The 14105-nt window shown below is 70.5% G+C and carries 14 protein-coding genes and 1 tRNA gene; 8 read left to right on the top strand and 7 right to left on the bottom strand.

Going from position 1 to position 14105, the window contains the following annotated elements:
* Nucleotides 1–47 precede the first annotated feature (47 nt).
* Complete coding sequence (locus tag AC3A6Y_RS27935) at nucleotides 48–827, top strand: enoyl-CoA hydratase (RefSeq protein WP_487871492.1); 780 nt, start codon at nucleotides 48–50, stop codon at nucleotides 825–827.
* Between the two features lies 1 nt (nucleotide 828).
* Here the strand turns inward: AC3A6Y_RS27935 and AC3A6Y_RS27940 are convergent, their stop codons facing one another.
* The gene (locus AC3A6Y_RS27940; RefSeq protein WP_487871493.1) at nucleotides 829–2004 is read right to left on the bottom strand and encodes a hypothetical protein; all 1176 of its coding nucleotides are present in this window, start codon (nucleotides 2002–2004) and stop codon (nucleotides 829–831) included.
* Nucleotides 2001–2669, bottom strand: coding sequence for a sigma-70 family RNA polymerase sigma factor (locus tag AC3A6Y_RS27945; protein ID WP_487871494.1), 669 nt, complete (start codon nucleotides 2667–2669; stop codon nucleotides 2001–2003). Before AC3A6Y_RS27945 ends, AC3A6Y_RS27940 begins: the two co-directional genes overlap by 4 nt.
* A 133-nt stretch (nucleotides 2670–2802) precedes the next feature.
* On the opposite strand from AC3A6Y_RS27945, the gene AC3A6Y_RS27950 reads away from it, so the two are divergent.
* From AC3A6Y_RS27950 to AC3A6Y_RS27960, 3 genes are all read left to right on the top strand, one after another.
* Complete coding sequence (locus AC3A6Y_RS27950; RefSeq protein ID WP_487871495.1) at nucleotides 2803–4377, top strand: vWA domain-containing protein; 1575 nt, start codon at nucleotides 2803–2805, stop codon at nucleotides 4375–4377.
* A gap of 33 nt (nucleotides 4378–4410) precedes the next feature.
* Nucleotides 4411–4487: transfer RNA gene (locus AC3A6Y_RS27955), tRNA-Met, on the top strand.
* 214 nt (nucleotides 4488–4701) lie between these two features.
* Nucleotides 4702–5148: a hypothetical protein gene (locus AC3A6Y_RS27960; protein ID WP_487871496.1), complete on the top strand. Its 447-nt coding sequence runs from the start codon at nucleotides 4702–4704 to the stop codon at nucleotides 5146–5148.
* A gap of 75 nt (nucleotides 5149–5223) precedes the next feature.
* On the opposite strand, the gene AC3A6Y_RS27965 is transcribed toward AC3A6Y_RS27960, so the two are convergent.
* The 5 genes from AC3A6Y_RS27965 to ruvB form a co-directional block, all read right to left on the bottom strand.
* Nucleotides 5224–5427, bottom strand: a complete 204-nt coding sequence (locus tag AC3A6Y_RS27965) for a hypothetical protein (protein WP_487871497.1) — start codon at nucleotides 5425–5427, stop codon at nucleotides 5224–5226.
* Between the two features lie 113 nt (nucleotides 5428–5540).
* Complete coding sequence (locus AC3A6Y_RS27970) at nucleotides 5541–6752, bottom strand: glycosyltransferase (protein ID WP_487871498.1); 1212 nt, start codon at nucleotides 6750–6752, stop codon at nucleotides 5541–5543.
* A gap of 91 nt (nucleotides 6753–6843) precedes the next feature.
* Nucleotides 6844–7722 carry a UDP-2,3-diacylglucosamine diphosphatase gene (locus AC3A6Y_RS27975; protein ID WP_487871499.1) on the bottom strand — a complete coding sequence of 293 codons (879 nt, stop codon included), beginning with the start codon at nucleotides 7720–7722 and terminating at the stop codon, nucleotides 6844–6846.
* 87 nt (nucleotides 7723–7809) lie between these two features.
* Nucleotides 7810–8778 (bottom strand): CDF family Co(II)/Ni(II) efflux transporter DmeF, encoded by a 969-nt coding sequence (gene dmeF, locus AC3A6Y_RS27980; protein ID WP_487871500.1) that lies wholly within the window; start codon nucleotides 8776–8778, stop codon nucleotides 7810–7812.
* Between the two features lie 11 nt (nucleotides 8779–8789).
* Nucleotides 8790–9845 (bottom strand): Holliday junction branch migration DNA helicase RuvB, encoded by a 1056-nt coding sequence (ruvB, locus tag AC3A6Y_RS27985; RefSeq protein ID WP_487871501.1) that lies wholly within the window; start codon nucleotides 9843–9845, stop codon nucleotides 8790–8792.
* A gap of 108 nt (nucleotides 9846–9953) precedes the next feature.
* Here ruvB and AC3A6Y_RS27990 point away from each other — a divergent pair, with 108 nt between their 5' ends.
* The 4 genes from AC3A6Y_RS27990 to AC3A6Y_RS28005 are packed head-to-tail and all read left to right on the top strand — an operon-like array spanning nucleotide 9954 to nucleotide 14101.
* Entirely contained in the window at nucleotides 9954–10592 is a 639-nt protein-coding gene (locus AC3A6Y_RS27990) for a CDP-alcohol phosphatidyltransferase family protein (protein ID WP_487871502.1), read from the top strand.
* On the top strand, nucleotides 10589–12352 hold the full coding sequence (locus AC3A6Y_RS27995; protein ID WP_487871503.1) for a bifunctional alpha/beta hydrolase/class I SAM-dependent methyltransferase: 1764 nt from the start codon (nucleotides 10589–10591) through the stop codon (nucleotides 12350–12352). Before AC3A6Y_RS27990 ends, AC3A6Y_RS27995 begins: the two co-directional genes overlap by 4 nt.
* Complete coding sequence (locus AC3A6Y_RS28000) at nucleotides 12349–13674, top strand: phosphatase PAP2/dual specificity phosphatase family protein (RefSeq protein WP_487871504.1); 1326 nt, start codon at nucleotides 12349–12351, stop codon at nucleotides 13672–13674. The genes AC3A6Y_RS27995 and AC3A6Y_RS28000 overlap by 4 nt, the downstream gene beginning before the upstream one ends.
* Nucleotides 13667–14101, top strand: coding sequence for a hypothetical protein (locus AC3A6Y_RS28005; protein WP_487871505.1), 435 nt, complete (start codon nucleotides 13667–13669; stop codon nucleotides 14099–14101). The genes AC3A6Y_RS28000 and AC3A6Y_RS28005 overlap by 8 nt, the downstream gene beginning before the upstream one ends.
* Nucleotides 14102–14105: the final 4 nt, after the last annotated feature.

Consider the following 14105-nt stretch of genomic DNA (forward strand, 5'->3'; position numbering starts at 1 on the left):
CAGCCGTCGACGCACCTTCCCCGCTTTGTTCCCTCAGGAGACCCCCCATGAGCTACGAAAACATCGAAGTCCGCACCGAAGCCGGCAAGGTCGGCATCGTGACCCTGAACCGGCCGAAGGCCCTGAACGCGCTCAACGACGCGCTGATGACCGAGCTCGGCGATGCGCTCAAGGCCTTCGACGCCGACCCGGCCATCGGCTGCATCATCGTCACCGGCAGCGAGCGCGCCTTCGCCGCGGGCGCGGACATCGGCGCCATGGCCAGCTACAGCTTCACCGACGTCTACAAGGGCGACTACATCACGCGCAACTGGGAGACCATCCGCAGCGTGCGCAAGCCGGTGATCGCGGCGGTGAGCGGCTTCGCGCTGGGCGGCGGCTGCGAGCTGGCGATGATGTGCGACTTCATCATCGCCGCCGACAACGCGCGCTTCGGCCAGCCCGAGATCAAGCTGGGCGTGATTCCCGGCGCCGGCGGCACGCAGCGCCTGCCGCGCGCGGTAGGCAAGTCCAAGGCCATGGACATGGCGCTGACCGGCCGCATGATGGACGCGGCCGAGGCCGAGCGCGCGGGCCTGGTGAGCCGCGTGGTGCCCTACGACAAGCTGATGGACGAGGCGCTGGGCGCCGCGCTCGTCATTGCCGACTTCTCGCAGGTGGCGGTGATGGCGGCCAAGGAATCGGTCAACCGCGCGTTCGAGAGCGGGCTCTCCGATGGCGTGATGTTCGAGCGCCGGCTGTTCCACGCGCTCTTCGCCACCGCCGATCAGAAGGAAGGCATGGACGCCTTCGTCAACAAGCGCAAGGCGGCCTTCAAGCACGAATGAGCTAGCGGCTCGGTGCGGCCGGCGCCGGCTCGGGTTCGGCCGGCGGCTGCGGCTTGAAGCGCCACTGGGGCGGTGACGATGGCTGCGCCGGCGGCTCCACCGCGTGCTGCAGGGCCTCGCGCAAGGCAGCCAGAGACGAGGCCGAGGGCATCCCCGTCGCCGCTGCCCCGCGTCCCTCGCGCCAACGCACCTGGTTGCGGCCCAGTTCGAAGGTCGCCATCACATCGCCGTTGCTGCGCTCCAGCGTGACTCGCCACTCGGGCGTCCCGGCCAGCGGTTGCGAGCCGATGGCCGAGATCGCGGCGGAACCGAGGAGGGCGTTGAGGTCCTGCGCCTCGGCGCGGGACAGGGTGCGGCTCGCGCCGCCGCGCTGCGTGATGGTGATGCGGCTCCACTGCGAGAGCGCGGAGAAGGTGGGCAGTGCAGGCGATGCACTGGGCGGGGGTGGTGCCGCAGCGGGTGGTGCGGCAGCGGGCGCGGGCTCGGCTGCGGGCGCGGCAGCTTCTTTCTTTCTCGCCTCCTTCGCCGTTGCGGCGGCCGATCCGGACAGCGCGGCGTCGTCGGCTTGTCGGCGCGCAAGCTCCGAGGGTGCGGGCGTGGGTGCAGGGCGTTCCGCCGAGCGCGAGGAGCGTGCACCCTTCGCCGGAGCCGGCGCCGGAGCCGTGGCAGATTCCGCCGGCGCTTCCGGCACAGGCGCCGCGCCGCCGACGATGTCCTGGCTCGACGGCAGCGCCCGTTCCGGCGCCTGAGGCGAGGGTGCGGGCGACGGCGACGGTGCAGCCGGCGGCGGGGACGCCGGCGCTGCGGGCGCCTCGCTGCGCTGCGCGGGTGCGCTGACCTGCGCCTCGCCGGCGGGCCGTGCGCCGGGCACCGGTTCGCGCTGCCAGAGCACCGTCACCAGCACGCCGACCAGCACGGTCGCAAAGGCGGCGTTCCAGGGCATGCGCGCACCACCGCCCTGCCCGCCCAGGCCCAGCAAGCGTTGCCACCACGTCCGCGCCGGCCCTTCCGGTTCGGCCGCGGCCGCAAAAGGCGTCACCGCATCGTGCGCATGGTCGAGGATCGCCTTGCGCAGGCGCCAGTTCGGCGCTGCCGTGTGGTCCGGCGCGTTCAGCAGCGCGCGATGCAGCGCCTCGTCGCGCAACTCGCCGTCGCCCTGATCCATCGTGCTGCTCATGCCCGACGCTCCAGCACCACCAGGTAGCGCTCCATGCAGCCGCGCAGCTTCTTGAGCCCATAGCGTAGGCGGCTGCGGACCGTCTCGAAGTTGACGTCGAGCGTTTCCGCCATCAGCTCCACCGTGAAGCCTTCCTCGTGGTGCAGCAGGAAGGCCGAGCGCTGCTCGTCGGGCAGTTCGTCCAGGCAGGCCAGGAGGCGTCGGCCGGCGGCGCGCCAGAAGGCCTGCTCTTCGGCCGAGGGATGCGCGGCATCGGAAGACGCTCCGCCCCCGCCCACCAGGCCGCGGCTGAACAGGCGTGCGGCTTCGAGGCCGTCGCCGTCTTCGTCGTGGGCATAGAAAGCGACTTCCCGACCGCTCAGGCGCAGGCGGTCCATGGCCAGGTTGTGCGCGATGGTGAAGGCCCAGGTGCGCCAGCTCGCGCCCTGCGGCGAGAAGCCCTGTCGCGCCGCGATGATGCGCATCCAGGTTTCCTGGAACACCTCCTCGACCTCGGACGCCAGCCGCATGCCCATGAGGCGCCGCACGAAGCGGAACAGCGCGCTCTCGTGGCGCGCATAGAGCACGTCGAAGGCGCCCGTGTCGCCATCGGCATAGGCGAGCATCAGCTGGTCGTCCGGCATGGTGTCGTGCAGGGCGGGGTTCGCGGCGGGTGGCGCAAGCATCGGCAGATTTTCACCTCTCCTTCTACGGGCGACGGCGGCGCGCGGGGTTAGCGATAGCTCAAAAAAACGTCCCGCGTTAACCCGCGGCGCCGGTGCTCGCCGTATCAGCCTGCATCAACCACCGGAGCCGCTGATGACTTCCCGCCCTTCCGTCCCCTCCCGCCCTTCCCGCCCTTCCCGCCTCTTCCAACGCTCGCTCGCCGCGCTGCTGTGCGCCCAGTTCCTGCTGAGCGCCTGCAGCGCGACCGAGATCGCGCCCGGCACCGCGCGCTGGCCCACGCCCGCGCCGCAGCCCGAGCCGCCGAGCTTCCCGTCGCAGCAGTGGCCCAGCCCGGTGGTGGCGCGCACGGTGCCGAACTTCGAGGCGCCCTCGGCCACGCACTGCGCGCGCCCGGTGCAGACCTTCGAGACGCCGGGCCGGGTGGCGGGCCAGCGCGACGAGGCCTCGGCAATGGGCGGCTACGGTACCGGCCGCTCCTCGCTGGCCCGCGAGGAACGGGCCCGCCGGATGGCGTCCGGCGAGGCCTCGGCGGATGCAGCGGCCACGATGCCGGCGCCCGCCAGCCCGCCCGCATCCGCCGCCAAGGAAGCGCTGCCCGCCGAGGCCGAGGCGGCGCCTCGCTTCGCGCCGCCCGCGCCCAGCCCGCAACCGAGCCAGCGCCCGCGGCCGGTTCAGGAGACCGTGACCGCCGGCATGGTGGATGACAACGCCGATTTCAGCACCTACCTGCAGTTCCGCCAGCGCACCCCGGTCGCTCACCGTGAACGCGATGTGAGCGAGCGCCATCTGCTGCAGGTGCGCAACCGGCACGGCGATCCGGTGCCCGACGCCGAGGTCGCGGTGCAAGCCGCCAGCGGTGCCGCCATGTGGGCGCGCACGGACGCGGCAGGCCGCGCCTGGCTGCATCCCCGGGCCTTCGATCCCTCGGGGAGCGCGGTCTACGAGGTGGCCGTGCGCAAGAACGGCCGGCAGGGCACGACCTTTCTGCGCCGTGGCCAGAAAAGCGCCGTCGAACTGGTGATCGACGAGATGGCGACGCCGCAGCGCGCCCGGCTGGACCTGGTCTTCCTGGTCGACGCCACCGGCTCCATGGGCGACGAGATCGGCAAGCTCAAGGCCAGCCTGCGCAGCATCGCCAACGAGGTGGCCCGACTGCCGAGCCGGCCCGACATCTGCTTCGGCCTGGTGGCCTACCGGGACCGCGGCGATGAATTCCTGGTGCGCCGCCATGATTTCACCAACGATCTAAGCGCCTTCCAGTCCGTGCTCGATGCGCTGCAAGCCAATGCCGGCGGGGACTATCCCGAGGCGTTGAACGAGGCGCTGCACGAGACAGTGCATCGGCTGAGCTGGCGCGGCACCGGCGCGACGCGCATGGTGGTGCTGCTGGCCGACGCGCCCCCGCACCTGGACTACGGCGGGCCGCAGTACGACGAGGACATGATGGTCGCGCTCGGCAAAGGCATCAAGGTGTTCAGCGTGGGTGCGAGCGGGCTGGACAAGCAGGGGGAGTACATCCAGCGCCAGATCGCGCAGTACACCGGCGGGCGCTTCGTGTTCCTGACCTACCGGGAGGCGCGCAACCCGGGCAGCGGGCCCGGACGCGAGACCGTGCACGACGTGATCAATTATTCGGTGCAGACGCTGGACCGGCTGATCGTGCGGCTGGTGAGCGAGGAACTCGCGAAACTGCCGAGGGCGGGTTGAGGCCTTTGCAAGCCGCGTTATAATTTTGGGCTCGGCTCTTTAGCTCAGTCGGTTAGAGCGATGGAATCATAATCCACAGGTCCGCGGTTCGAGTCCGTGAAGAGCCACCATCCAGGAAAGCCTGCTATCGAATCGATAGCAGGCTTTTTCATGTCGCGGCGTCTGCCCGGGGAGTTCCCCCCGCCAGCGGCACTGGCGCCCGCAGGGCGGCCCCGCCCAGTCCCGGTAACGTGGCCGCGCTCCGGCAAGCGACGTGCGCTTTGTCCGACACGCTTTCAGGCGCCGCCTCCCACCATCGAGCACCTTCATTTGCCGGAGGGCACGATGGATTTCCCCGGACCCGTCCACAACAGCTATCAGCGATTCTTTGCCTGGACTTTCGTGCTGGCGATGGTGGCGGTCTTCGCGCTCGTCGGGATCGAGCTCGCATTTCCGCCCTCGCCCGCCCCACCGCTCACGGCCGTGCCGGCGACAGCCGCAGGCGGGTTCGACCTGCATGACCTGCAGCTTCTGCTGACCGTGACGGCGCTGATCGCCGCCTTCGCCTCGCTGGCGGGACTGGTCGTGACCATGCCGCTGGCCTGGATCGATCGACGCCGCACCCGGGTCCGCGCTGCGGTGGAGCTCGCCCTCAAGCGGCAGGATCACATCAACTGGCTCGCGGCCGAACACACCGGCGCCTGGCCGGCGCCCGCCCGGCGCCCCCAGGTCCCCGGCAGGCATCGTCGCCACGCCACTTCCGCGCGAAAAGTCCACGGAAACGCGCACTGAACAAGCAGCACAGGCGTGAAGAAGCCCGCTCGAAGCGGGCTTGGACGTTGGGGGCGCGCCGCAACCGGCGCCGGACTATTCCTGGCGGCGGAACGCGCTGAGGAACTCGGCGGTCTTGTCCGCCGGCCGCCAAGTCGCCGTCACGGGGGTCGAAACACCGGAAGCGTTCGCCGGCGCGCTGACCGACGGCGCCGTTGCTCCCGTGCCGTTGCTCTTGCAGGCGCTCAAGCCCAGCGCCAAGGCCAGGCCCGCGATCCCCATCCACACTGTCTTCTTCATATTTGAGAACCCTCGGTTTCACCCCGCAGCGCGGGGCTGCGACCGGCGGCCGATGCTAACCCAAATATTTAAACCTAAGTTCTCCTTTTTTGAATAAAGACTAGAAGCAAGTACTACTTTTCAGCTTGAATCAATTCCGCGATCTGCACCTCCCCTGTCACCCGCGCCTCGGCCTGCGCCAGGATGCCCTGCAGGATGCCCGGCATCTCGAACACCGCACGGTTGTGCACCTTGTGCGTGGCGGCGCGATAACGGTCCAGATCGCGCACCAGTTCCTCCACGGCGCCGGGCACCTTGGCATAGCTCGAGCGCACCAGCCCCACGCCCTGCTCGCGCACCCACTGGGCGTTGTAGCGCTCCTGAGGCAGGGTCCAGCTGTTGCACACCACGATCACCGGCAGGTGCAGCTGCACCGCTTCGCTGACGCTGCCGGGCCCAGGCTTGCCGATGAAGAAATCGGACAGCTGCATGTAGTGCGCGACGTCCTGCGTGAAGCCCAGTACCGCCCGCGGCGCTCGAGCCGGTAGCGCACGCAGGGCCTTGGCCAACGATTCGTTGTGGCCGCAGGCCAGGATCAGCTGCATGTCGGGCAGACGCTTGGCAATGCCGATCATGGCCCTGGAGCCCTGCCCGCCGAACAACACCAGGCCGGTCGGGCGGTCCGGGTCGAGCCCCAGGCGGCGGCGCTCCTCGGCGCGGTCGATCGGCCGGGTCTCGTAGAAGGCCGAGCGGATCATCATCCCGGAGGTCTGATGGATGCGGTCTTGCGCATACCCCGCCGCACGCGCCTGCTGCACGGCCCTGGCCGAGCCGCACACGAAGTACTGGTCCTGTCCCTTCTCGATCCAGAAATGGGGCGGATGGTCGGCCAAGTCAGTGAGCACCGTCACATAGGGCACGCCCGGCAGCGCGGCGGCGACCGACTCGCACAGCGAGCGATTGAAGTTGGGGATCAGCGACACGACCATGTCGGGCTCGGTCGCCAGCCAGTGCTGCTGCAGGGGGCGCACCAGCTTCGGCTTGGCCCAGCGGATCACCGCCTGCAGGAGCTTGAGCTCGTGCGTCAGCCCCAGCGTCCAGCCGCGGGCGAGCCGCTTGTTGTAGACGTCCTCCGGGTCCATGCCCGTCAGCTTGCGAAAGCCGTCGTTCGGATCGAGCACCTCGCGCAGGTTGACCAGCCGCACGGTCCACGGCAGGCCCGCGCGGTGGATCGCCGCCTCGAGCGCCAGTGCAGAGGCGCGGTGCCCGCCGCCGGCGTTGAAGTACACGAGGTCGACGGTTCGGTGGGCCGCGGAGGCCGGCTTCGGCGACGGCGCCCGCGTCATTGGATGACCTCCCCCGGGCTGGTCATGGGGTGTGCTGCGCCCACCCCCTCGCGAAGGAGGGGGCGAGCGCCTTCGGGCGGCCGGGCGGCGCTCACGCGTGCGCCGGCTGGTGCCGCGAAGCTGCGCGGCCGGCCCGCGTCGTGGCCGGCATGTGCTCGGCCCAGTGCAGGATCTCGAGCGATCCGTCGGCATGTTCGGCCAATGCCGTGAGGCTCTCGACCCAGTCGCCGTCGTTGGCGTAGAGGATGCCGTCGATGTCGCGCAGCTCGGCATGGTGGATATGGCCACAGACCACGCCCTGCATCCCCCGCTTGCGTGCTTCGCGCGCCACCGCGCCCTCGAAATCGCCCACGTAGCTGACCGCCCGCTTGACCTTCAGCTTCAGGTACTTCGACAGCGACCAGTAGGGCAATCCCATGCGCGCGCGCAGCGAATTGAGGTGGCGGTTGAGCTTGAGCGTGAACTCGTAGAGCGAATCGCCCACATAGGCCAGCCACTTGGCGCACTGGATGACCCCATCGAAGAGGTCGCCGTGCATGACCCAGAGCTTGCGGCCATCGGCGGTCTCGTGAATCCATTCATCGGCCACGTCGATGCCGCCGAAGTTGTGGTGCAGGTACTTGCGGGCGAACTCGTCGTGGTTGCCCGGGATGAAGATCACGCGCGTTCCCTTTCGCGCCTTGCGCAGCAGCTTCTGGATGACGTCGTTGTGCGCCTGCGGCCAGAACCAATGGCGTCGCAGCTGCCAGCCGTCGATGATGTCGCCGACCAGGAACAGCGTCTGGCACTCGGTGTGCTTCAGGAAGTCGAGCAGCGCCTTGGCCTGGCAGCCGGGCGTGCCCAGGTGCAGGTCGGAGATCCAGAGGGTCCGATAGCGCTGGGGCGGACGGGTGAGGTCGTCCTCCTCCAGGCCGGGGGAGGCACCGGCCGTGTCGCGCCATGCACGGAGAAAGGCGTCATCGCGTTGCATGGGGGTCATCGTCGCCAGGGCGGATGACGGCGCCATGGCGGCGCAGTGAAGCTTCGGTGACAGGGCCGCGAACGTTGCGGCCCGGCGTCACGCGCTTGCGTGACAGCGGTGGATCTCGATGGTCGAGTGCCGGATTTCCTCGTGCATCGCGAAGGTGGCCCGCACCTCGTCGGGCGTCAGCGTCGACGAATGCGTGACAACGGCGATCGCGCACGCGTAAGCGCCCTGGCCGACACGCCACACGTGCAGGTCGGCGATGCGAGTCTGCGAATCCGCCAGGCCCTGCTCCACGCCCTCGCGGATCTCCTGGACCACCGGATGGTCCATCTCGCGGTCGAGCAGCACCTTGCCGGTGTCGACCAGGAGGCCACGCGCCCAGCTCGCGACCAGCACCGCGCCGACGATGCCCATCAGCGGGTCGAGCCAGCCCCAGCCATAGAGCCAACCGCCGGCCAACGCCAGGATGGCGAGCACCGAGGTGGCGGCATCGGCCACGACATGCAGGTAGGCGGAGCGCAAGTTCAGGTCGTGGCCATGGCCGTGCGCGTGCGCGTGCGCGTGGTGATGGTGGCCGTGGTCATGGCCCTGCCCGTGCTGGTGATGCGTCCTGCCGAGCAGCCAGGCGCAAAGCAGGTTGACCGCCAGACCGGCCACCGCCACCACGATCGCCTCCTGGTAGTGGATCGGCGCCGGCGACCACAGCCGCTCGAGCGAGCCCACCACCATCAGCGCCGCCACGCCGAGCAGGAACAGCGCGCTCGCGAACCCGCCCAGCACCTCGATCTTCCAGGTGCCGAAGGCGAAGCGCCGGTCGCCGGCATAGTGCCGCGACGCCGCGTAGGCAAAGGCGCTGAGCCCGATGGCCACCGCGTGCGAGCTCATGTGCCAGCCGTCGGCCAAGAGCGCCATCGAGTTGAACCACCAGCCGGCGCCGATCTCCAGCACCATCGCGGCCGCGGTGATCCACATCACCAGCCGCGTGCTGCGCTCGGCCGCCCGGTTGTCTTTCTGGAAGCGGTGCTCGTGCTGCCAGCCGCTGAGGTCACGGGTGTGCATGAGGAAGCCCCTCAGTGGCCGAACATGTCGCCGTCGCGCTGCGGCGCGGCGACGCCCAGGTGCCGGTAGGCGGCCAGGGTGGCGATGCGCCCGCGCGGCGTGCGCTGCAGGTAGCCCTGCTGGATCAGGTAAGGCTCGATCACGTCCTCGATGGTGCCCGGCTCCTCGCCGATGCTGGCCGCGATGTTGTCCAGGCCGACCGGGCCGCCGTCGAAGCGGTGGATCACGGCCTCCAGCAGCTTGCGGTCCATCAGGTCGAAGCCCTGCGGATCGACGTCCAGCATGGCCAGCGCCTTGTGCGCCAGCGCCTCGGTGATGCGGCCGTCGCCCTTGACCTGCGCGTAGTCGCGCACCCGGCGCAGCAGGCGGTTGGCGATGCGCGGCGTGCCGCGCGAACGGCGCGCGATCTCCAGGCCGCCGGCGTCGTCGGTCGGCACGGCGAGCAGGCCGGCGCTGCGGCGCACGATGCGCGCCAGCTCCTCGGCCGTGTAGAACTCCAGCCGCGCCACGATGCCGAAGCGGTCGCGCAGCGGATTGGTCAGCATGCCGGCGCGCGTGGTGGCGCCGACCAGGGTGAAGGGCTGCAGGTCCAGCTTGATGCTGCGCGCGGCCGGGCCCTCGCCGATCATGATGTCGATCTGGTAGTCCTCCAGCGCGGGGTAGAGGATTTCCTCCACCACGGGCGAGAGGCGGTGGATCTCGTCGATGAAGAGCACGTCGTTGCGCTCCAGGTTGGTCAGGAGCGCGGCCAGGTCCTTCGGCTTCTCGAGCACCGGGCCCGAGGTCTGGCGCAGGTTGACGCCCAGCTCGTGCGCGATGATGTGCGACAGCGTGGTCTTGCCCAGGCCAGGCGGGCCGAAGAGCAGCACGTGATCGAGCGCCTCGGCGCGGTGCCGTGCCGCGCCGATGAAGATCTCCAGTTGCTCGCGCACCTTGGCCTGTCCCACGTATTCGTCGAGCAGCTTGGGGCGCAGGGCCCGCTCGATCGCCTCTTCGTTGGGCGAGGCCGGTGCGGCGGAGACCACGCGTTGCGGGGCCGGGGCGAAGTCGTCGGTCTGGATGGTCATGGCGTAGGCTGGACGGACAGTTTAGTCGGCCGAACGGCAGGCCGTGGGTCGGCGCAGGGCTTGGGCCGCGCGCCCCTGCGGCAGAATGCGCCACCGAGGAGAGTGAGCGTGTCCATCTACGAGCTGAAGCCGCGATTCCAGGCCCTGCTGCGCCCGCTGGTCCGGCGCCTGCATGCCATGGGCGTGACGGCCAACCAGGTCACGGTCGCGGCTTGCGTGATCTCGGTCGCGCTCGGCCTCGGGCTCTTCTTCGCCGCACCTTCCGCGGCCGCCTTCGCGCTGATCCCGCTGTGGATGTTCCTGCGCATGGCCTTCAACGCCATCGACGGCATGCTGGCGCGAGAGCACGGCCAGCAAAGCGCGCTCGGCGCCTTTCTCAACGAGCTGACCGACGTGCTCTCGGACGCGGCGCTCTACCTGCCCTTCGCGCTGGTCGCGCCCTTCAGCCCTTTCTGGGTCGGCGCCGTGATCGTGCTGGCAGGCCTGTCCGAGTTCACCGGGGCACTGGGTCCGACGGTGGGCGCCTCGCGCCGCTACGACGGCCCGCTCGGCAAGAGCGACCGCGCCTTCGTGTTCGGCGCGCTGGGCCTGTATGTCGCGCTCGGCGGGCCGTTGCCGGCCTGGAGCGCCGGGCTGATGCCACTGCTGGCCGTGCTGGTGGCATGGACGATCGTCAATCGCATCCGGCGCGCGCTGGCCGAGGCCGGCGCCGCATCGCACAGCCGAGGAGACCCGAACCCATCATGAGCGACACCCCCCGCGTGCCACAAGAACACCAATTCCAGACACACGACGGCGTCTCGCTGTTCTACCGGCACTGGCCCGCGACCGGCGGCGCGCGGCGCGGCGCCGTGGTGCTGTTCCACCGCGGCCACGAGCACGGCGCGCGCATGGCCCACCTGGTGGACGAGCTGGGCCTGCCCGGCTTCGACTTCTTCGCCTGGGATGCGCGCGGCCACGGCCGCTCGCCGGGGCAGCGCGGCTTCAGCCCCAGCTTCGCGACGTCGGTGCGCGACGTGCAGACCTTCATCGAGCACATCGGCAGCGCGCACGGCGTGCCGCCGGAAGACATCCACGTCATCGCACAGAGCGTGGGCGCAGTGCTGGTCGCGACCTGGGCCCACGACTACGCGCCCAAGGTGCGCGGGCTCACCCTCGCCTCGCCGGCCTTCCGGGTCAAGCTCTATGTTCCGTTCGCGCGCCCCGGGCTCGCGCTCATGCACAAGCTGCGCGGCCTCTTCTTCGTCAACAGCTACGTGAAGGCGAAGTTCCTCACGCACGACCCCGCGCGCATTGCCGGCTACGAGAGCGACCCGCTGATCTCGCGGCCGATCGCCGTCAACATCCTGCTGGGCCTCTACGAAGCCGCGGAGCGCGTGGTGGCGGATGCCCACGCCATCACGCTGCCGACACAGCTGCTGATCTCCGGGGCCGACTGGGTGGTGCACCAGCAGCCCCAGCACGATTTCTTCGAGCGGCTCGGCAGCGCGGTCAAGCGCAAGCTGGAGTTGCCCGGCTTCTTCCACGACACGCTGGGCGAGAAGGACCGTGGCCCGGCCGTGAAGGCGATCCGCGACTTCGTGCTGGAACTGTTCGAGCAGGCGCCGGCGCCGGTGGACCTGCGCGGCGCCCATCTGAGCGGCGCGACCGCCGACGAGTCGCGCGCGCTGGCCGAGCCGCTGCCCGCGCTGTCCCCGCGCGGCGCGTACTGGGGACTCACGCGCGCGAGCCTGCGCTTCGGCGGCCTGCTGTCGCGCGGCGTCCGGCTGGGCCACGAAACGGGCTTCGATTCGGGCAGCACGCTGGACTACGTCTATCGCAACCAGGCGCAAGGCGCCGGCCCCCTGGGCCGGATGATCGACCGGACCTACCTCGATTCCATCGGCTGGCGCGGCATCCGCCAGCGCAAGCTGCACGTCGAGGAACTGCTGCGCAAGGCCATGGAGCTGCTGGCCGATCAGCACCGCGAAGTGCGCCTGATGGACATCGCCGCCGGCCATGGCCGCTACGTGCTCGACGCGGTTCTGGGCAGTCCGGTCAAGGCAAGCTCGATCCTGCTGCGCGACTACAGCGACATCAACGTGCGCGACGGCCGTGCGCTGATCGCCGAGAAGGAGCTGCAGGGCAGCGCGCAGTTCGTGCAGGCCGATGCCTTCGACCGCGTGAGCCTGGCGAGCGTGACGCCGCGGCCGACGCTCGCGGTGGTTTCTGGGCTGTACGAGCTCTTCCCCGACAACGAGATGGTGAGCCGCTCGCTGGCCGGCGTGGGCGACGCGGTCGAGGACCGCGGCTACCTGGTCTACACCGGCCAGCCCTGGCATCCGCAGCTGGAGATGATTGCACGGGCCCTGACCAGCCACCGCCAGGGCCAGGCCTGGGTGATGCGCCGGCGCACGCAGGCCGAGATGGACCAGCTGGTCGAAGCAGCGGGCTTTCGCAAGATCGACCAGCGCATCGACGAGTGGGGGATCTTCACCGTCTCGCTCGCGGTGCGCACGGGACCATGACAAGGCGACCGCGCCCGTGGAAGCGCGCCGCCGCCTGGCTGGCGCTGCTGGGCCCGCTCTTCTACGCCAGCTACGGCTTCGCGAACTGGTGGGCCTCGACCCGCGCCCAGGTGCCGGTGCTGGTCTTCGAGTGGGAACGCAGCCTGCCCTTCTGGCCCTGGACCATCTTCCCGTACTGGACCATCAACGCCTTCTATGCGCTCTCGCTTTTCCTGGCGCGCGACCGCCATGTGCTCGACCGCCACGCGGCGCGGCTGCTGACGGCGCAGGCGGTGGCGGTCGCCTGCTTCGTCCTCTGGCCGCTGCGCTTCAGCTTCGGCCAGCCCGCCGTCGAGGGTGCGCCGGCCTTCCTGTTCGACGCGCTGCGCGGTTTCGACCAGCCTTTCAACCAGGCGCCCTCGCTGCACATCGCGCTGGCCGTGATCCTCTGGGACGTCTACCGGCGCCTGATCCATGCGACGTGGGCGCGCATCGTGCTGCACCTCTGGGCCTTCGCGATCTGCGCCTCGGTGCTCAGCACCTGGCAGCACCACTTCATCGACATCCCGACCGGCGCGCTGCTGGGACTCGTCTGCGTGTGGCTCTGGCCGCTGGAGCGTGTCGTGGCGCTGCCGCGCGCGTGGCGGCTCGCGCGCGATCCGCAGCGCTGGAAGCTGGCGGGCTGCTATGCCGCCGGGGCCCTGCTCTTCCTCACCGTCGCGTTGAGCCTCCGGGGCCTGGCGCTGTGGCTGGCCTGGCCGGCAGCGGCACTGGCGCTGGTGGCGCTCAATTACGCGGGGTTCGGCCCCCGCGGCTTCCGGATGGATCGCCATGGCCGCATGCACTGGAGCGCGCGCTGGCTGTTCGCGCCCTATCGCCTCGGCGCCACCCTCAGCGCCCGGCTCTGGACGCGCGGCCTGCCGGCCTCGGTGGAGGTTGCGCCCGGCCTGCGGCTGGGCCGGCGCCCCAGCCCGGCCGAATGGGAAGCAGCGGGCCGCCCCCGGCTGCTCGGCCTGTGCGCCGAGCTGCAGTTGCCGCCCGTACCCGGCGCCCGCTGCGTGCCGATGCTGGACCTCGCGCTGCCGGCCGCCGCCCAGCTGCGACGCGCGGCCGTGGTGATCGAGGGGCTGCGCGCCACCGGCCAGCCCGTCTGGGTCTGCTGCGCGCTGGGCTTCTCGCGCAGCGCGGCCTCGGTGGTCGCCTGGCTGGGCCTGCATGGCGCTGCCGGCACCCTGGCCACGGCGCATGCGGCAGTCCGCCAGGCGCGGCCGCAGATCGTGCTGCGCGCAGGCTGGCTCGCCCTGCTGGACCAGCTGACTTCCGGGAAGGTACGCCATGAATGACGACGACCGCGCCCTGTGCGCCGCCACCGCCGGCCTGCTCCGGGCCGGCAGCGCGCTGGCCCTGTGGGGCCTTGCGCTTTCCCTCGTTTCGGGGCTGGTGCTGGCGCTGACCGGGCGCTCCCTGCCTTCGGTCACCTGGGCCGCCTTCGCTGTCGTCGCGCTGATCGGCCTGCCCGAGCGCTACCTGGCAATGCGCGTGCGGCTCGACGCGGCGCTGTTCGACGGGCTGGCCCGCAGCACGATCGCTTCGGGCTCCGCCATGGACCGCGCACTCGCGACGCTCGGCCTGCGCCGCCGCGCCGACGGCACGCGGCCCCTGTCGGACCGCGTGCTCGGCGCCCGCCAACTCATGCAACGCCACGGCATCGCCGTGATCGCGCAAACCGTCATCTTCGCCATGGCGCTCGCGATGCAGGATTCGCGCTGAGCCA

The organism is Variovorax sp. Soil_C_17, assembly GCF_057657265.1.